Below are 18145 nucleotides of genomic sequence, written 5' to 3' on the forward strand. Positions count from 1 at the left end.
GGCGTGGCGAGCCGCGACTACGAAAGCGCAGCGGTGGCGGCCAACGTGTTCAACCGCATGGCCGCACGCGGCACGATCAAGATGGCCGACTTCAAGATCCTCTATACCAGCGACCCGTTCCCCACCACCTCGTTTGCCTACGCGCATGACCTCGCCCCCGAGTTGCGCGACAAGCTGGTGGGCTGCTTCATGAACTACACCTTCACGCCCGAGATGACGAAGGCGTTCGAAGGCGACGTGAAGTTCATCCCGTCCACCTACCTCAAGGACTTCGCCATCGTGCGCGACGTGGCCACGGCCGCTGGCGAAAGCTTCAACCGCTCGGCCTACGAAAAAGAAGCGGCCAAGGGCAAGAAGTGACCACCATGCTGCACACCGACACTCCCATCAAGCCCGGATCGCTCCAGATACGGCATCTGGCCAAGGCGTACAAGCCCGGCCACCCGGTGCTCAAGGACATCAACCTGGACATCGACGGCACGGGCCTCACGGCCATCATCGGGCCTTCGGGCACGGGCAAGTCGACGCTCATCCGCTGCATCAACCGGCTGGTCGATCCCAGCGCGGGTGAAATCTGGCTGAGCGTGGCCGGGCAGCGGCTGGACATGGCGCGCCTCAAGGGCGGCGCGCTGCGGCGCAGCCGCCGCCACATCGGCATGGTGTTCCAGGAATACAACCTGGTCGAGCGCCTGAGCGTGATGGAGAACCTGCTGACCGGGCGGCTCGGCTACGTGTCGGCCTGGAAGGCGTTTCGCCGGAAATTCCCGCGCGAAGACTTCGAACGTGCCCACGAACTGCTGGCCACCGTGGGGCTCGGAGCCTTCGCCAACCAGCGTGCGGACGCGCTCAGCGGTGGCCAGCGCCAGCGCGTTGGCATTGCCCGCGCGCTGATGCAGCGCCCCAGCGTGATGCTGGCCGACGAGCCCACCTCATCGCTCGACCCCAAGACCTCGGTCGAGATCATCCAGTTGCTGCGCGAGCAGGGGCAGCGCAACAACATCCCGGTGGTGGTCAACATCCACGACGTGGAGCTCGCCCGGCGCCATGCCGACCGCGTCATCGGCATGACGGGCGGCGAAGTGGTTTACGACGGCCCACCTTCGGGCCTCAACGGCGACCACCTGGACACGATCTACGGGGGACGCGCGTGGCAGCAATGAACCCCCTGACGAGCGCTGCACCGGCGCAGAAGGCGTTTGCCTGGAGCACGGCTGAAAAGCTCTGCTGGCTGGCGGTACTGCTGTACACCGCGTATGTGCTGGGCCAGATCGACCTCACGCAGGAGCGGCTGCTGCACGGCGTGGCGCAGGGCGCCCGCTTCCTGGCGCGCATGTTCCCGCCCGAGCTCGGGCGCATGGACATTCTTTGGAGCGGCATCCGCGAGAGCCTGCAAATTGCGGTGCTGGCCACGGCCATTGGCGTGGCGCTGAGCCTGCCCATCGGCCTGCTGGCCGCGGGCAACATGGTGCCGGGCCCGGTGCGCACCGTCACGCGGGGCTTCATCGCGCTGTGCCGGTCGCTGCACCCGGTGATCAAGGCCATCCTGTTCGTCAAGGCGGTGGGCTTTGGCCCGCTGGCCGGCATCCTGGCGCTCGTGGTCGGCACCATCGGTTTCGTCGGCAAGCTGTTTGCCGATGCCATCGAGGAGATCTCGCCCAAGCAGGTGGAGGCCGTGCGCGCCACCGGGGCATCGTTCATGAACGTGGTGCTGTTCGGTGTGCTGCCGCAGGTGATGAGCCGCTTTGTCGGCTTCTCCACCTACCAGCTCGACTCCAACCTGCGCAACTCCACCATGGTGGGCATCGTGGGTGCCGGCGGCATCGGCGGTACGCTGTTCGCGGCCTTCCAGCGCTTCGACTACGACTTCGTCTTCACCATCCTCGCCACCATCGTCTGCATCATCGTGGTGGGCGAATTGCTGGTCAACGCTGCCCGGAAGGCGCTCGATGTCTGATACCACCGCTACTCCTTTTCCCCTAGCCGCCGCCAGCAGCGGCACGTGGCAGCAGCACTCGTTCACGCAGCGCCTGCTGCGCTACGGGCTGTGGTTGTTCATGGTCTGGGCCCTGGTCCAGTCGCTGCGGCATGTCGAGGTGATTCCCGAGTTCCTGTACGACGCGCCCGAGCAGATGGGCGACATGCTCAGCCGCATGTGGCCGGTGGACTGGGGCCACTACCCCGACACCATCCACGCTGCGCTGGTGGAAACGCTGCACATGGCCACACTGGGCACGCTGCTGTCGCTGCCGCTGGCCATTCCGCTGGGGCTGCTAATGGCGTCCAACCTCACGCGCAACCGGGCGCTGAACTTCATCGCCCGCGTGCTGCTCGTCTCGAGCCGCTCGGTGAACTCGCTGGTGTGGGCGCTGCTGTTCGTCGCCATCTTCGGGCCGGGGCCGCTGGCCGGCATGCTGGCCATTGCGCTGCGCTCGGTGGGGTTCGTGGGCAAGCTCATTGCCGAAGCCATCGAACAGACGCCACACGGCCCGATCGAGGCGCTGCAGGCGGCGGGTGCATCCACGCTGGCACAGGTCTGGTACGGCTACTGGCCGCAGATCAAGCCAGCCTTCTGGTCGGTCGCCCTGCTGCGCTGGGACATCAACATCCGCGAATCCGGCGTGCTCGGGCTGGTAGGCGCCGGTGGCATCGGCATGGCGCTGGACACCGCGCTCAACCTCTTCCACTGGAACCGCGTTGCCCTGGTGCTACTCGCCATATTCGCGGTGGTGCTGATCGCGGAGGTGGTGGTGGTGCAGATCCGCAAGCAGGTGCTGTGAGCGACGGCCAATGAATCCCTGCTTTGGGAGGCGCAGCCGCGACAAGATTTTCCTATCGCTGGCGAATCGAATTCTTCGTTTGGCATCGGCTACGCCGCTGCCTAGCATCAGGCGCTCACCATTTGTAGTTCCTCACATGCAGATCAATTCACTTCCCGGAGAGCTGTTCATCTGGACCAACGTAGAGCACGAATACGAGGCAGACATGAACCACTGGTATGAATCGGAGCATCTGCGCGAACGCGTTCTGATCCCCGGATTCCGGTGGGCGCGACGCTACTGCTCCCGGCAGGGACCGCGCCGCTACCTGGCGCTGTACCGTACCGACGCTCTGGATGTCTTTTCATCACCGGCGTACCAGTTCGCATTCCGCAACCAGACCGAATGGTCGCAGCAGGTGTTCACCCGCATGCGCGACACCATGCGGCGGGTCTGCAGCGTGCCGCATGTGGGTGGAGTTGGCACGGGGCAAGGCGGCATACTCCTTGAATTGCCGCCCAACCTGTCCCACGACCTGCAGGGCCAACTCCTGTCGAATCTGGGCAAGCTTGCGGGAGTGGCTGGATTCCATTGGCTGGAGCCCGTGGCCGAACTCTCGACACCATTGCCTGGTGGCGATTTCGGCAACTTGTCGCCAATGGTGTTTGCCGACGTTCTGCAGCCTGAAGCGCATGCACAAGTAATATCCATGCTGCGCAACCTGGACCTCGGGGCTTCCACTCAAGTCCATGCCTTCGATTTCATGCGCGAAGTGCGCGCCGCTGATCTCGTGCAAGCACCGCATTGACATCCCGCGTCGGACCGAACGAGATACGCCGTGCCTGACTGCAAGCGCTTTTCATCCGTTCATGGTGCAGGTCGCGGGTCCACTCTACGATAGGAGTCAGCGTGAACACTCGATTCCTGGATGCCTTGATCTGGGTCGCCCGTCTGCGCAGCTTCCGAGCGGCGGCGGACAAGCTGCACGTCACGCAAGCGGCAATTTCCAACCGTATCTCAGCGCTTGAGGAAGAGCTGGGCGTCCAGCTGTTCGAGCGTGACAGCCGCGAGGTTCGCTTGACCGATTGTGGGCGAACGGCATTGGCGCAGGCCGAGCAGATCTTGCGGCTGGAGCGCGAATTGAAGGCGTCGGTGACCGGCCGCTCCGAGGCGGAAGGCATGGTACGTGTCGGGTGCATCGAATCGATCGCGCATTCCTGGCTCGTACCGATGGTCCGTGAGCTGGCTGTCACCCACCCTCGGCTGTCGCTCGAACTGACCATCGAGCCGACGTCGCACCTGCACGCCCATCTGCTGCGCGGCAGCCTGGATGTCGCATTGCAGACCGATGCCGTGGTCGAAGAACACATCGTCAACCGAAGCCTCGGTGCGATGACCATGGCCTGGTTTGCCGGACCGCAGGCCGCGCTGGCCATCGGCGAGTCACCGTGGGAGCAGGTGCTGGACCTGCCGGTGATCACTTTCACCCGCGGGTCGCAGCCGCACGCCAACGTGCTGCGGGACATGGAAACTGCGGGCGAGAAGGTGCGGCAGGTGCATTGCGTCACGGCCATCTCCGTGCTTCGGCAACTCGCACGGCAGGGCTTCGGCGTGGCGACATTGCCGCCCGCGGTAACGCAGGACGAAGTAGCGCGTGGTGAACTGGTGCAAGTCGCTTCCAGCATCGTCCTGCGCCCGCTCGAACTCGTTCTGAGCTACCGGCGTGATGCCACCTGGGCAGCGATAGACGTGGTCGTGGAGGGCGCACTGCAACATGCGACCCGCTTCTCGCAGTCGACGCGCAATGCCCTCGCGACGCCACCCTGAATTCAGGCCTCCTGCGCCACACGCCAAGCTTTGGTGACAGGTTTGAACGCCTCTGGGCACAGCATGCCCAAGCGCCTGGTCGCGGTCCGATCCGGGAGGAGTCTCGCCAACTCGATGGCTGGATTGCACCTTCTTGACGTGAAGTACCAAGCCCGCATTCATGCGCTCTTCCGAGGCGTGATGGCGCGTCACGGCAAAGCCTTTCACGGGTGGTGATCACGGGCTCCACAGGGCTATTGGGGCCATGGTCGGGCTGGCACCTCACTTCGGCAGCGCAGGCGACGATGCAGGTCCGAAGAAGCCACTCGTGCGCTTGCGGGCCAGTCCCTGGGACCACGGAACTGCTGAAGTTTCGTTGATGGGTGCCGATTGAATTAATCCGTTTTGCCATCGCCATGTCGACTGCGACCATTGCAGCCTCAACAACGAGGAGACGTTCATGGCTCGAAGCTTTGGTGGGAAGACTGCCGCGATGTGTTGCGCATCGGCCGCCGGGCTTCTCCTCTCGTTGGTCACGCATGCAAGCGTGTTGACGGCAGCCCGTTGGGACTTGCCCAGCGCTTGCGTCGCATCGAATGGCCGCATCGAAAACTCCATGCAATTCGCGCAGGAGATCGAACGTTCGACACCCGGTCGCCCCTTCTTGTTTGATCTCTAAAAGAGAAACCCTGACCATGCCTCTTTCCTTTGATTTCCCGGGGCGGGATGCCCATCGACGTCTCGAAGTCGAGTTCAACTGTCTGGTCGTTGCCGGCTGGACAGGTCGCGACGCACATGCCGTCGAGCACCACATCCATGAGCTTGAAGCGATTGGCGTACCACGTCCCAGTGCGGTACCGCTTTTCTACCGGGTGGCCGCCAGCCAGTTGAGCCAGGCCGATGCCGTGCAAGTGGTGGGCGATGGAACCTCGGGCGAAGCGGAACCGTTCCTCTTCTTCCACGCAGGCGAATACTTCGTGTCGCTGTCGTCAGACCACACGGACCGGACACTCGAAGCCCACAGCGTTGCGCTTTCCAAGCAGATCTGTCCGAAGCCGGTGGCGCGCAACGCGTGGCGCCTGGCCGACGTGCAAGACCACTGGGACGATCTGGTGTTGCGCTCGTGGATTGAGGAAGCCGGTGAGTTCCGCCTGTACCAGGAAGGTACGCTGGCTGCGCTGCGCGATCCTGCGGACCTGCTGGCGCGTTACGGGGCCAGCAATCCGCCGCCAGCGGAAGGCTTTGCCATGAGTTGCGGCACCTTGGGCGCCATTGGCGGCGTTCGGCCTTCCTCCAGGTTCCGGATGGAACTGCTCGATGCCCGCCTGGACCGTCGCATCACGCATGCCTACCGATGCACGGCACTGCCCGTCATCGCCTGATAGCCAAGGGCATCGCGATGTCTCAACGACCACACCCCACCCTCACCCTTCACGGTGCCCGTACGGGCATGGACGATGGCCAGACCAGTTCGCTCACGCTGACGGAATCGGCGCTGGATCACATCGCCGACCCGGCGGGAGAAGGTGCGCGTACCTTCACCCAGGTGTTCGCAGAACGCGCGTTGCGCATGGCGCAGGTCAGCGACAGCATGCGTTCGGCGGGCCAAAAGCGCTCGCCGCTGGAAGGCGTTCCCATCTCGATCAAGGATTTGTTCGACGTGGCAGGGACGCGCACGCTGGCGGGCTCCGTCGTGTTGCACGACGCCCCTGCGGCCGAGCGCGATGCTGCGGTCGTGCAGCGCTTGCTGGCCTCCGGCGCCGTCCTGGTGGGCAAGACGAACATGACCGAGTTTGCCTATTCCGGCCTGGGCATCAACCCCCATCACGGGACACCGGCGAACCCCTGGCGTCGGCATGAACAACGCATTCCCGGTGGTTCTTCTTCGGGTGCGGCGGTCGCCGTCACAGACGGCATGTGCGTGGCAAGTGTCGGCAGTGACACGGGCGGCTCGGCGCGCATTCCAGCCGCGCTGTGTGGCATTACCGGGTTCAAGCCCACGGCGCGGCGCATCCCGGCCGAAGGCCTTGTTCCTCTGTCGCCGGCGCTCGACACGGTGGGCGTGCTCGCCGCCGACGTGCAGGGCTGCGCCGTGGTGGACGCGGTACTTTCCGGCGCGTCCCCCACACCCCGTACACACCGTACACCCTCCTTGAAGCAGGCCCGCTTTGCAGTGCCCACGACCCTGGTGCAGGACGGAATGGACGCGGCGGTGGCCTGCGCGTTTCGGCACGCATTGGACCGGATCTCGGCTGCGGGGGCGCAAGTGGTCGACCTGGACGTGCCCGAATTCAGCGAGCTGGCCCACATCAACGCTGCTGGTGGCTTCAGTGCCGCAGAGTCCTGGGCCTGGCATGCCCAGCTGATCGACCGCCGTGCCGCAAGCTACGACCCGCGCGTGCTGTCCCGCATCCTGCGCGGTCGTGACATCTCCGCGCAGGCGTACATCGATCTGCTGGCCAAGCGCGCCGACTGGCAGCGCCGAATCGCGGCGCGCTTTGGCGGATTCGATGGCTGGCTGATGCCTACCGTGCCGACGATCGCTCCCGGCATTGCAGACCTGGTCGCCAACGAAGCGATGTATTTCGAATCCAACGCGCTGATGCTGCGCAATCCGTCCATCGTCAACTTCATGGACGGTTGTGCGATCTCCCTGCCCTGTCACCAGCCCGGTGCCGCTCCTGTGGGGCTCAGCCTGGCGGGGCCGCCCTTGGGCGATGCAGCGGTCCTGGACTGGGCTGCATCCATCGAAGCAGTCTTGCACTGAGGGAGGACGCTGCATCGAAAAACGCCCCCCTGCCGACCTATCCCCCTTGCACCAAGAAAGTCAACTCTCAGGAGCCATTTATGAAGACCATCTTTCACCTCCCCATTGCGCTTGTGATCGCAGGTATTGCCTGCATGGCACCCACAGCGAACGCTCAGGACGCCTACCCCTCCAAACCGATCAAGCTGGTCGTCGCATATCCACCCGGCGGAAGCAACGACATGGTCGCCCGCATCGTGGGCCAAAAGCTGTCCGAGAATTTGGGCCAGCCCGTTGTGGTGGACAACCGGCCCGGAGCCAGTGGAAACATCGGCATCGACTATGTTGCCAAGGCGCCCAATGATGGCTACACCCTCCTTCTGGCCCATGCCGGGTTGACCTCCAGCAAGCACATCTACGCCAAGCTTCCGTATGACCCTTTGAAGGACATCGCGCCGATCATCCACATTGCCGATCAGCCGAACGTGTTGATCGTTCATCCGAAGTGGTCGTTCAAGAACGTGGCAGAACTGGTGGCTTACGCAAAGGCCAACCCCGGCAAGCTGACCGTTGGAAACTCCGGCGTCGGCGGCCCGCAGGATATCTCTGCCCAGATGTTCATGCGGATGACCGGCACCGACATGCTCAGCATTGCCTACAAAGGCGGCGCACCTGCCCAGGCCGACCTTTTGGCCGGTCATATCGACCTGATGTTCGAGACGTCTCCCACTGCGGTCCCCGTCGCCAAAAGTGGCAAGCTCAGAGCGCTGGCGGTGACCGGTGACAAGCGCTTGTCCACGTTGCCAGACGTGCCGACGCTGGCGGAAGCCGGTGTAGCGAACTACAAGTACGTCGCCTGGGTGGGGTTGGCGGCACCTGCGGGCACGCCACCGGCCATCGTCACCAAGCTGAACCAGGAAGTTCAGAAAATTCTCAACACCTCGGATATGAAGAAGCAGATTGCCGACATCAGCTTGGGGATTACCGGAGGCTCGGTCAGTGGCTTCTCTTCCTTTGTGCGCCAGGACTACGATTTCTACGCAAAGATCGTGAAGGACTACAACATCACGCCTCAATAAGCTTGGGCGGTTGACTGCCAAGCCAGGCCCTAAACCGGCCCCGGCCACACCGGCTTGGCCGCACTCTCCAGCACCCACAGCGCCGCCCGCGCCCGCGTGGTTGCCACGTAGAGCATGTTGCGCTCGCGGTAAGCCTCCTGGTGCGACGCGGGGCCGGGAAAGCGCCCGCGCTCCACGAAGGGCACGGCGACAAAGGTGAACTCGCGGCCCTTGCAGGCTTCCACGCTCAGCAGGCGCAGGCTGATGGGCTCCCTGGACTGGTGCATGGCAATGCTGGCCGTTGCCAGCAGCGTCAGGCGGCCCAGCAGCTCTGCCACCGGCAGGCCGTGCGCCAGGCGGGCCAGGGCCTCCAGGCTGGCCATGCAGGCGCTGCGCTCCTGCCCGTTGATGGGCGCATCGGCAAAGATGCTGCGCACCAGCGGGTGGGTGCAGAACGCGCCGGCATCGGCAAGCACCGCCGCCCGCGCGGCAGGTTCCAGCGCCAAGGTCTTCGCGCAGGCATCGGCCAGCTCGGGGGCGGTCGGGTTCATCGTGCCGTGCGCGATGTAGCGGCGCATGCGCGCGGCGCTGCCGTGCAGCGTGGCCGCCAGCTTGCTGCCCTCGTCGGCGCCGGGCAGGCCGGCCCAGGCCGCGCTGTCGAACTGGCCCTGGGCCAGCACATCCGGGTCCACCGTGTCGTTGCGCGGGGCGCGGCGGCCGTAGTGCAGCAGGCCCTCCACCGCCGCGCCCACGATGCCGGGCGTCAGGTGCCGCTCACCGTCGTCGCCCAGCAGGGCCCACATCAGCACCAGGGCCAGCGCCACCTCGCGGCGCAGGTAGAAAGGGGCCATGCCCTGGCAACCGTAGTGCACGCCCTCGTGGCCGAACACCCATTCGAGCAGGATGCTGTCCTGCGGGTTGCGCAGCACCACATTCAGCGAGCTGTGCTGGCCTTTCTCGCCCTGCAGTGCGCCCCAGCCGTCCACGATCTGGGTGTGCAGGTCCACCAGTTGCTGCGCGCACTGCTCATCGCTGTCATAGGCCAGGTGGGCAAAGGCGTCGGAGCTGTCCGGCACCGGCGCGAACTCCACGCCGAACAAGGGGTTCAGCGCCGCGCAGATCTCCGCGCCAAAGCGGCGCGTGGTGTTGATCTGCAGCACCTCGGTGTCGGCCGGAAGGCACTCGCGCACCCGCTCCATGCCGCCGCCGAACACCGAAAACGAGCCCTCGTGGATGTGCTGGTTGAAATCCCCCGCACCCACGAAAAAGCCATTGCCGCCCTGCACCAGCTTGCGCAGCACCGCCAGCGCGCCCTCGTCCAGGTCGTGCAGCTCGTCGAACAGCACGGCGCTGTAGCGCTCCTGCAGCCATTCAAACGGCTGGTCCCAGTCCAGCGCGCCCAGTTGGCGGCACAGCTCGAATGTGCAATCGCCCTCGGCATAAAAGCGCGGCTCGTGGTTCATGCCCACGCGCATGCGCTCGTACTGGCCGTAGATGCGGTACAGGCCGTAGTCGAGGTCCTGGTCCGCGCAGAAGGCGGCGAGGTCCTGGACCGAGTCCTCCACCGCCTGGTCCAGCAGCCTCTTCTTGGCCAGCGCCTCGAACGCCAGAAAGGCGTCGATGTCCACGTTCTGCCCCAGCAGGTCGTCGTCGATGCCATCACCGCCGCCACCGCCGCTGCGCTCCAGCTCCAGCCGCAGGGCCTGCTGCGCCTGCAGGATCAGAAAGCGCCGCCGCACCGGGTCGTCGAGCTTCTCCACGGGGTCGCCCTGTTCCTTGAGCACCTGCTCGCACAACTGCTCCATGGTCAGCACCTCCATGCTGCGCGGCACGGCGCCGTGCAACTGCAGCATGCGGTCACGGATGGCCGTGACCCCGGCGCGCGAGTACGCCAAAAACAGGATGGGCGCCGCCCCCGGCGTGCCCGCCGCCTGCCGCAGCAACAGGTTGCAGGCCTTCATGCACAGCGTGGTCGTCTTGCCCGTGCCCGCCAGCGCGCTGATGATGATGGCTGGCGCCACGGAGTCGAGCACGCGCCGCTGCTCGGCCGTGGCCGTGATGCGGGCGTGGGACCAGCTGCGGGGGGACGAAGAAGCGGCGGCGGGAGAGCGTGGAGCAGGCATGGAGGCGTTGGACGGGGCAGGGCGCCATTGTCCCCGACTGGGGCCACAGCCCCTTGCCGCAAACCCCTGCGGCGGTACAGGCCCTTCGGCCTATGCGCTCACCGGCACCCCGTGGCCCGCATGTCCTGCGACTCCACCCGCTCCGTGCCGCCCGGCCGGGTGATCGCGCAGCGCGATTGGAAGTAGAACGACATGCGGTCGCGCGTGGGGGTGCCCCTCACCAGGTAGGGCAGGTTGCCCTTGTAGACCGATCCTGCCGCCGTGGCCGCTGCCTTGTCGTAAAGGCCTTGGCTGATGTTGTGCCGGTCGGCCGAGTCGTCGAACGTTGCCGCCGTGAGCCGCGCAAAGGCGTTGTGCGCCATGGCGGTATCGTGCGCGCCCTTCAGGTACCGGTCGAACCAGGCCAGCGTGTAGTAGTTGATGGCGCTTTCGCCATACCGGCTGGCCGGCCCGCCAAAGAGCGAGAAGTCCAGGTGCGTGGCTGCGCGCAGCACCAGCAGCATGCTGTCCACCCCGGCGCCGCGCAGCTCCTGGTAGCCCAGATCCTTGGGGTGGGGCTCGGCGCCCCGGCCCCGGCCGCCCTGTGTGTTGACCTTGGCGGGCTCGGGTGCTTCGGCATACGGAGCAATGGTGAAGTTGTAGTCCGCCCCGAAGCCCAGCGCCGGCGTGCGGATCGCCACGTTCGCCGGTGGGTCGATGCCGATCTTGTCCACCCAGCCGCTGCGGATGGTGGTGAGGTTGTCCCACGCCACGATGGCGGAAAGGCGCCGGTCCGTCTGCCCGATCAGGCTCGCCGTGCTGGCACCCTGCGAATGCCCTGCAATGCCTACCATGCGTGCGTCCAGCTGGTTCCAGAAAGGGAAGTAGCTGCCGTCCGCCCGCGGCGCGGCGGGGGTGGAGAACACCCAGTCCACCACGTCCTGCGTGTCCGGCCCGTGCGTGCCGATGGCGGCCGTGGTGTCCAGCGCGATGGTCATGTACCCTGCCTCGGCCAGCGTCTGGCTGGCAGAGCGGTGCAGCCGCTTGCTGCTGCCGCCGCCATGCACGATCACCACCGCGGGATAGGGCCCTTCGAAGGGCTTGAGCGTGGCCGGCAGGCCCGTGCAGGTGCCAGCGGTGCAGGGGCGGTAGATCTCCACCGCCACCGGCTTGCCCAGCCGGCCGGGGGCCGTGGCCTCGGCAAACCGAAAGCGCGTGTTGGCATGCAGCGCCGGTGTGCGGTAGGCGTCCAGCGCGGGCAGCTTGCCGGCGCTGAACAGCGCCTCGGGCTGCTGCGCGAAGTCGTCGGTGCGCTCGCGCGCGCATGCCATGTTGTCCGCGTCGCGCTGCTTCCACGCGTCGGAGCCCGGCGCGGGCGACTCGTGCCGCACGGCGCCTTTGCAGTCGTAGACCAGCGGCGCCGCGCTGTCGTCGGACCCGCCGCAGGCCGACACGGCCATCAGCGTGCCAAGCGAAAGGGCGGCCCCCATGCCGCGCCAGCGGTTGTTGTGCGTGCCCCGCATCACTTGCCACCCCCCGCGCTCAGGTTGCGCTGCATGAAGGCCGCCAGCGGCCGCACCACGTTGTTGGTCGCATCGTCATCGGCCGTCACGATGTCCACGTGCGAATAGCCCTCGCTCATGTGCACCTCGAAGCCGCCGTCCACCCCGCCGTACTGGCGGTTGGCCACCAGCGTGGCCTGGCCTGCGGGGGTGCGCGCCACGCCGGCCTTGCAACTGGGCGCGGCGCAGGGCGCAATGGCCTCGGCAAAGCCGCGCCAGATGCCGGCCACGGGTGTCAGGCCATTGGTGCCGCCAAACGCGATGACGGGAATGTTGATCTTGCGTGCCTGCGTCTGGTTCACGATGTCGGCCCGGCCGCGCCCGCCCTGGGCCACGGGCAGCGACAGCGCGCTGGTATCCAGCCCCAGGTTGGCGCCGCCGCTGCCCTCGGCATTGCCCAGCAGCAGGCCCGAGCTGGGGTAGTACCAGTCGCTGTAGGTGGTGTTGCCCAGGTACAGCGCACGCGACATGCGCTTGAGGTTGGTGGGCTCCACCTCCTTGCCCCAGGCGGGCGGGTTGGCCACCAGCGTGGCCGGCTGCGGGCCGAAGTCGCGCAACGCGCTGGCGGGCAGCGGGTCGGTATTGTCCAGCCAGGTGCGCAGGCCGTCGGCCCGCGCCGGGCCCAGGGCGCCCATCGATACGGAATAGAACACCGTGCGCTGCAGGTTGTCATCGTCCATGAAGGTGCCGATGGCCGCGCCCGCCGTCACGGGGAAATCGCGCTTGGTGAAGTCCGCCACCCGGTTGTAGACGTTGTTGCCCGCCACGCCCCCCTGGTCCGCCTGCAGCAGCGCCTGTGTGCCGTTGATCGTGCCCTCAAAGGCCATCTGCATGCCCGCGATCTCGGTCGATGCGCTCACGCGTGGCGTAAGGCCGGGGCGCGACACAAAGCCCGGCTCCGCCCCCGAAGCCACCGCCGCATACAGCCCGCCATCGGCCGCGCGCTCCACCGCATCGAGCTGCGCCGCCGTGGGCGCGCTCGTTGCCAGCGCGCCGCCCGGCCCCTCGAACAGCACCAGCCCCTTGAGCTTGGCATACCCAGGCTGCGCGGGCCCCGTGCCCGAGAGGTTGAAGTCCGTGGCCGCATAGCGCGCCACAAAGCCCGTGCCCGCCGAGTGCCCGCCCAAAAACACATTGCCATCGCGCGCCACCGTGTGCGCCGCGGTCACCACCGCGTCCAGGTCCGTGGAATGCACCTGCGGCGTCCAGTCCGCGAGGAAGGGAATTTCGCGGCTCTCATGGAACACCGCGCGCCGGCCCAGTTTGGCCGGCAGCGGCAGCCCCAGCTCGCCACCGTACAAGAAGTTCAGGCCCAGTGCCGCATCGCGCTCGCGCTCTGCGATCTGCAGGCCCTCCATGTCCTGCAGCGCCACGGAGCGGCGGTCCACCCCCCACACCTCCACAACGGCCTTGTGGTCGGCCCACATGCGGCGCACCAGGTTCTCGGCCAGGATGAGGTAGCTGTGCGACGCCGCCAGCGTGCCCGGCATCGCCACCAGCACCGCATCCACCGGCTTGCCTGCATTGGCCGCCAGCCCATAGCGTGTGTAGCGCACCCGGTTCAGGTCCGGCCCCGCCGCGCCGAACTGTGTGGCCAGCTTGCTGCCCGCCGCCACCGTGACGCCTGCCGTGCCCGGCGTGCGCGCCGCCTTGGCGCGGCTGGCCAGCTCGTGCGTGCTGATGGTGAACTCGCCCGTGGTGGTGGCACCGCCATCCACCAGCGTCTGCCCGCCACCACCGCAGGCGGTGAGGGCTGCGGCCAGGCCCAGGCTGAGCAGGGTGCGGCGCAGGGGCATGCGGGTGGTGCTGTTGTGTTTCTGGCTTGTCTTCGTCATCGTTGTCTCCACAGTGGTTGTTGGGTGAAAAAGGAAAAATGGGCGCAGGCTGGCGCTGCAGGTGCATTGCCCAGGCAATGCACACGCGTGATTCGTCACAGGTTGTTCAGGGGGCTAAGGGCCGCTCAACCCCGCCACGAGGTAGTCCAGGAACTCGGCTTGCTGGCGCTCTTCATCGCCCTTGGCCGCCAACTCCATCGCCCCGAACGGCGAGCGCCGCATGTAGCTGCGGTACGAGATGCCGTAGTACACGGCGTTCATGGTCAGCAGCAGGCGAAACTGAATCGTCTCGCGCCCCACACCAGGCATCAGCGCCTGCAGCCGCGCCAGCGTCAATTCGAGCGTGCGGCGGTGCAGGGCGGCCGAGATCTCCTGCCCCTTCTCGCCATAGTCCCACCCCAGCCGGCCGATGAAGTTGACCGCATCGCGTCCCAGCGCGGGCTCGCTCAGCATGGCGATCACGGGGCCGAAGGCTGCTTCCACCACATCGCGCACGGTGTAGCCCGGCTGGTCGGCCAAGGCCTGCAGCCGCGCGCAGGCCCGCGGCTCCAGCCACTGCTGCAGGAAGTTGGTGATCGCTTCGATCAGCTCATCGCGCCCGCCAAAGTGGTAGTGCAAGGCCGAAGGGTTCTGCGCCCCCGCCGCGATCACGATGCGGCGCAGCGACACCGCATTCATGCCCTCGCGGGCCATGAGCCGCATGGCCTCTTCGATCAGGCGGGTGCGGGTGGCTTGCGGGTCGGCGGGGGAGGGGGCGAGCGACGATGAGTCGTCGGCAGGCGAGACAAGTGCTGGCGTCATTGGGTGAATAATGCACTTGAATTAATTCATGTGCATTAGGGTTGGCCCTCAATGCATTGCATTTGTGTAGCGATCCCTCCACCAAGCGCAAAATGGCGTGCATCTTGCGATGCTGCTGGCCTGTGCCAGGCAATGCATGGCCGTGTTCGTACTCTTCCTAGCCAAGGTGCCTTCGATGCTCTCTTTCCTCCACTCCTTCCAACCCGCGCGCAGGCTGCTGCTGGCCCTGGCCGCAGCCGTGTCCATCGCCGGCTGCTCCACCGCACCCTCGGCAACCACCACCACCACCAGCACCGCGCCCATCCGCGTCAAGGTCTTCGTCGCCGCCATGTTCGAGATCGGCAAGAACACCGGCGACCGTGCGGGCGAGTTCCAGCACTGGTACGAGCGCTACTGGAAAGACGCCACCCCCATCACCGTGCCCGGCGCACTGGGCCCGGTGTACTGCAACGCCGACGGCGTGTGCGGCGCCGTGCTGGGCATGGGCAAGGTCAACTCGTCGTCGTCCATGCAGGCCATTCTGCTCAACCCGAAGTTCGACTTCGCGCAGTCGTACTACGTGATCTCCGGCGTGGCCGGCACGCCGCCGCAGCGCGGCACCATTGCCGATGTGAGCTGGGGCACCTGGCTGGTGGACTACGACCTGGGCCACCGCTGGGCGCCTGAAGAGAACACCCCCGGCGCGCCCACCTTCATGCCGCGCAAGGGCTACGAGGAATACCGCCGCTTTCAGCTGAACCCGCTGCTGGTGGACTGGGCCATGAACCTCACGGTGGACGTGCCCCTCAAGGACTCGGACAGCGCCCGTACCTACCGCCTGCGCTACCCCGACACAGCGGCCCGTCGCAGCCCCGCCGTCACCAGCGGCACCCACATGACCGGCGACACCTTCTTCCACGGCCCCGGCATGTCCCGCCAGGCCCAGTACATCGCCAAGCTCTATGGCGCGGATGACTACGTCATCACCGAAATGGAAGCCGCCGCCATCGCCCTGGTGGTCAAGCGCACCCACGGCACCGACCGGATCATGAGCCTGCGCGGCGCGGTCAATTTTGACCAGGGCAACCCGAACGAAACCACGCTGCAGCATCTGGACCCTGCGCCGGGCGAAACGGCTGGCGGCTTTGCGGAGACGGTGGAGAACGTGGCGCTGGTGGGCACGCGGGTGGTAGACCACATCGTGCGGAATTGGGGGCAGTGGCGGGGTGGGGTGCCGGCGCGGTAGGCAACCAAGCTGCTCGCCATGTATCTGTGTTGGCCGTGCCAGGCATTGGATTGAACGGCGCTTGCGATCGCGCGTAGGCGTGTGTTTTCTGGCCAGCAGGGCCTGTTCACACCCACTCCGGGCAACCCGAAGGGCCTTCGAAGCACCGCCGAGAGCCGGGGTAAAAAATGCTGAACAGCCATCGCTACAAGCGGGTCTACGACATTCAATAGCCGGTATATAGATCCCGAGACAACGCCCACTTGTGTCGGTGGGCGTTTCGTTAGCGCAGTTCCATCACTTGGTAATCGGGTCAGAACTGACCTGAAAAATGCATTGGTCATCTCATACCATATTGATCGCGGATCATGGATCTGTGAAGCGAGCCTGCGTCTGGATTACCGAGGCAGGCACGCTGCTGAAAAGATGGCCTCCCTCCTCTGATTTTGTGACGATTTGTTTGCCTGACGGCTGTGATGCGAGTCACCGCTTTTCGAGGGCCTGCGCAATACGATGGCGCTTGAGAGGCGCCCCTGCTGATCGTAAAAAACATTCGCCAGATTTCAGGGAGGGGAGGCTGTCACCGTGGCGTGCCCATCGTTCAATCGTTGCGCACGGATCTTCTGGAGAAGCTCGTTTTGGCTTCGGCAGATTCCACTAATATTTCAAAGATGGGCTTTCATATGAGATTCTTTTCGTCCTTTGGACCGCATCGCTTGCGATTCATAGTCTCCCGCCACCTGGCGCCTGTAGCCTTCAAATTCTGGCTGATGCTCGCCCTGGTGGTTGGCCTGGGCAGCGTTCACGCCGCCACGGTGGTGCACATGGCCACGGGCCCTCAAAACTCCGCAGCCGTGCTCAGCGACGGGACGCTGTGGACCTGGGGCGGCAACCAGAACGGGCAGTTGGGCAATGGCTCCACGGTGGGTGCAGACAAACCCGTGCAGATCGGCAGCGGTTTTGCCCAGGTTGCCGTGGGCGATACCTACATGGTGGCCCTCAAGACCGATGGCAGCTTGTGGATGTGGGGCTCAGTACAGCTGAGAAACCAGACCCTGAACGAGACACGGCCGGTGCAGGTGGGCAGTGGCTTTGCGCAGCTGATGACCTCGGACACCGCCAGCAAGGCGGATGGCTCTGTCTGGTACTGGGGTCATGTGAAAAAACTCGTCAAGGCAAGTGCCGGTGGCGACATGCTGGACCAGCTGACACCCGGCTACCTGCAATTGGTCAATAGCCGCAACAACGTGTTGTTCGTGCTGGGCGGCGGCGCCATACAGTTTGGTTTTGTGCCCTTGGGAGAATGGGACGTGAACAACTGGGTCCTCTGGAAGTACGGCTATGGCAGCGCCGGCCCGGTGGACAGTGGGTTTGTGCAAGTGGCCTTGGGCAACTACTCAGCTGCAGGCGTGAAAGGTGACGGAACCCTCTGGCAATGGAGCTCTAGCAATGCCCCCGCGCTGGTGGGCGGCGGCTATCACCAGGTCGCCAAAGGTTTCCTCCACACCTTGGCGCTGAAGGCCGATGGCACGGCCTGGGCCTGGGGCTCCAATACACAAGGCCAGTTGGGCAATGCCACCTTCACGGATACCCAAACCCTGCAGCCCCTTGGAGCCGGGTATGCACAGGTGGCGGCATCTGCCCACCACTCCCTGGCACTCACTACCGACGGCACGCTTCTGGCCTGGGGTCGCAACGACCTTGGGCAACTGGGCGTGGGGCCGGTGGGAATCACGCAATCGTCGCCGGTGCGCGTGGTGTTCGAGGGCGCGGGTGCATCCGGGCTGGGCACCATGGTGGCCGTAGGGACCTTGACCCGCCTGACACTGACCGCGTACGTGGAGATCCAACCCGAACACCTCGCCAGCGGCGCCAAGGGGCATCCTTACCTCGTGGCGATCACGCCTGACGGCACCATGTACACCTACTCGGTGCCCGCGTTCGACCGCCTGAATTTTCTCAACCCGCTGGCCTGGTCCGACCGGCTGCAAAACACATCCTCCGTATTGTTTGTGAACCAGGACCTGACCTCCTTGTCTGGTACCGCCTTTTTCATCGGCTATGGACTGGGTGCGACCACCGCCGAGAGCCTCGGTGAAATGCTCAACAGCTATCGATACAAGCGGGTCTACGACATTCAATAGTCGGTAGGTAGATCTCAATGCAATGTCCGCTTTCAGGGTGTTGCGCACGGCCTTTCTGAAAAGGCCCATTTGGGCTTCGGCGGGTTTCACCAACACTTCCAAGGATGGGTTTTCTCATGAGATTTCTTTCG

16 protein-coding genes are annotated in these 18145 nt (G+C 65.5%); 11 read left to right on the forward strand and 5 right to left on the reverse strand.

Annotation, left to right across the window (positions count from 1 at the left end; translation table 11 throughout):
- From ACK59X_RS00340 to ACK59X_RS00365, 6 genes are all read left to right on the forward strand, one after another.
- Positions 1–360: PhnD/SsuA/transferrin family substrate-binding protein (locus ACK59X_RS00340; RefSeq protein ID WP_409954463.1), on the forward strand; the 360-nt coding region annotated here is incomplete at its 5' end.
- Between the two features lie 5 nt (positions 361–365).
- Positions 366–1160 (forward strand): phosphonate ABC transporter ATP-binding protein, encoded by a 795-nt coding sequence (phnC, locus tag ACK59X_RS00345; protein WP_409954464.1) that lies wholly within the window; start codon positions 366–368, stop codon positions 1158–1160.
- Positions 1157–1954 (forward strand): phosphonate ABC transporter, permease protein PhnE, encoded by a 798-nt coding sequence (gene phnE, locus ACK59X_RS00350; protein WP_409954465.1) that lies wholly within the window; start codon positions 1157–1159, stop codon positions 1952–1954. The genes phnC and phnE (ACK59X_RS00350) overlap by 4 nt, the downstream gene beginning before the upstream one ends.
- Positions 1947–2777, forward strand: a complete 831-nt coding sequence (phnE, locus tag ACK59X_RS00355) for a phosphonate ABC transporter, permease protein PhnE (RefSeq protein WP_409954466.1) — start codon at positions 1947–1949, stop codon at positions 2775–2777. Before phnE (ACK59X_RS00350) ends, phnE (ACK59X_RS00355) begins: the two co-directional genes overlap by 8 nt.
- Before the next feature lie 136 nt (positions 2778–2913).
- Positions 2914–3564, forward strand: coding sequence for a hypothetical protein (locus ACK59X_RS00360; RefSeq protein ID WP_409954467.1), 651 nt, complete (start codon positions 2914–2916; stop codon positions 3562–3564).
- A gap of 101 nt (positions 3565–3665) precedes the next feature.
- Positions 3666–4583: a LysR family transcriptional regulator gene (locus ACK59X_RS00365; protein ID WP_409954468.1), complete on the forward strand. Its 918-nt coding sequence runs from the start codon at positions 3666–3668 to the stop codon at positions 4581–4583.
- A gap of 261 nt (positions 4584–4844) precedes the next feature.
- On the opposite strand, the gene ACK59X_RS00370 is transcribed toward ACK59X_RS00365, so the two are convergent.
- The gene (locus tag ACK59X_RS00370) at positions 4845–5180 is read right to left on the reverse strand and encodes a hypothetical protein (RefSeq protein ID WP_409954469.1); all 336 of its coding nucleotides are present in this window, start codon (positions 5178–5180) and stop codon (positions 4845–4847) included.
- Between the two features lie 77 nt (positions 5181–5257).
- Here ACK59X_RS00370 and ACK59X_RS00375 point away from each other — a divergent pair, with 77 nt between their 5' ends.
- The 3 genes from ACK59X_RS00375 (at position 5258) to ACK59X_RS00385 (ending at position 8387) form a co-directional block, all read left to right on the forward strand.
- Positions 5258–5944 carry a DUF2848 domain-containing protein gene (locus ACK59X_RS00375; protein WP_409954470.1) on the forward strand — a complete coding sequence of 229 codons (687 nt, stop codon included), beginning with the start codon at positions 5258–5260 and terminating at the stop codon, positions 5942–5944.
- Between the two features lie 17 nt (positions 5945–5961).
- Positions 5962–7329, forward strand: coding sequence for an amidase (locus ACK59X_RS00380; protein ID WP_409954545.1), 1368 nt, complete (start codon positions 5962–5964; stop codon positions 7327–7329).
- Positions 7330–7409: 80 nt separating this feature from the next.
- Complete coding sequence (locus tag ACK59X_RS00385; RefSeq protein WP_409954471.1) at positions 7410–8387, forward strand: Bug family tripartite tricarboxylate transporter substrate binding protein; 978 nt, start codon at positions 7410–7412, stop codon at positions 8385–8387.
- A gap of 29 nt (positions 8388–8416) precedes the next feature.
- Here the strand turns inward: ACK59X_RS00385 and ACK59X_RS00390 are convergent, their stop codons facing one another.
- From ACK59X_RS00390 to ACK59X_RS00405, 4 genes are all read right to left on the reverse strand, one after another.
- On the reverse strand, positions 8417–10489 hold the full coding sequence (locus tag ACK59X_RS00390; protein ID WP_409954472.1) for a UvrD-helicase domain-containing protein: 2073 nt from the start codon (positions 10487–10489) through the stop codon (positions 8417–8419).
- A gap of 98 nt (positions 10490–10587) precedes the next feature.
- Complete coding sequence (locus tag ACK59X_RS00395; RefSeq protein ID WP_409954473.1) at positions 10588–11991, reverse strand: hypothetical protein; 1404 nt, start codon at positions 11989–11991, stop codon at positions 10588–10590.
- A complete protein-coding gene (locus ACK59X_RS00400; protein ID WP_409954474.1) occupies positions 11991–13865 on the reverse strand; it encodes a hypothetical protein in 1875 nt (624 codons plus the stop codon). Before ACK59X_RS00400 ends, ACK59X_RS00395 begins: the two co-directional genes overlap by 1 nt.
- Positions 13866–13979: 114 nt before the next feature.
- Positions 13980–14666, reverse strand: coding sequence for a TetR family transcriptional regulator (locus tag ACK59X_RS00405; RefSeq protein ID WP_409954475.1), 687 nt, complete (start codon positions 14664–14666; stop codon positions 13980–13982).
- Positions 14667–14841: 175 nt separating this feature from the next.
- On the opposite strand from ACK59X_RS00405, the gene ACK59X_RS00410 reads away from it, so the two are divergent.
- Positions 14842–15891: a purine-nucleoside phosphorylase gene (locus ACK59X_RS00410; RefSeq protein WP_409954476.1), complete on the forward strand. Its 1050-nt coding sequence runs from the start codon at positions 14842–14844 to the stop codon at positions 15889–15891.
- A gap of 569 nt (positions 15892–16460) precedes the next feature.
- Entirely contained in the window at positions 16461–18014 is a 1554-nt protein-coding gene (locus tag ACK59X_RS00415) for an RCC1 domain-containing protein (protein ID WP_409954477.1), read from the forward strand.
- Positions 18015–18145 lie beyond the last annotated feature (131 nt).

Origin of the sequence: Acidovorax sp., assembly GCF_046339755.1 — a bacterium.
Classification (GTDB): Bacteria; Pseudomonadota; Gammaproteobacteria; order Burkholderiales; family Burkholderiaceae_C; genus Acidovorax.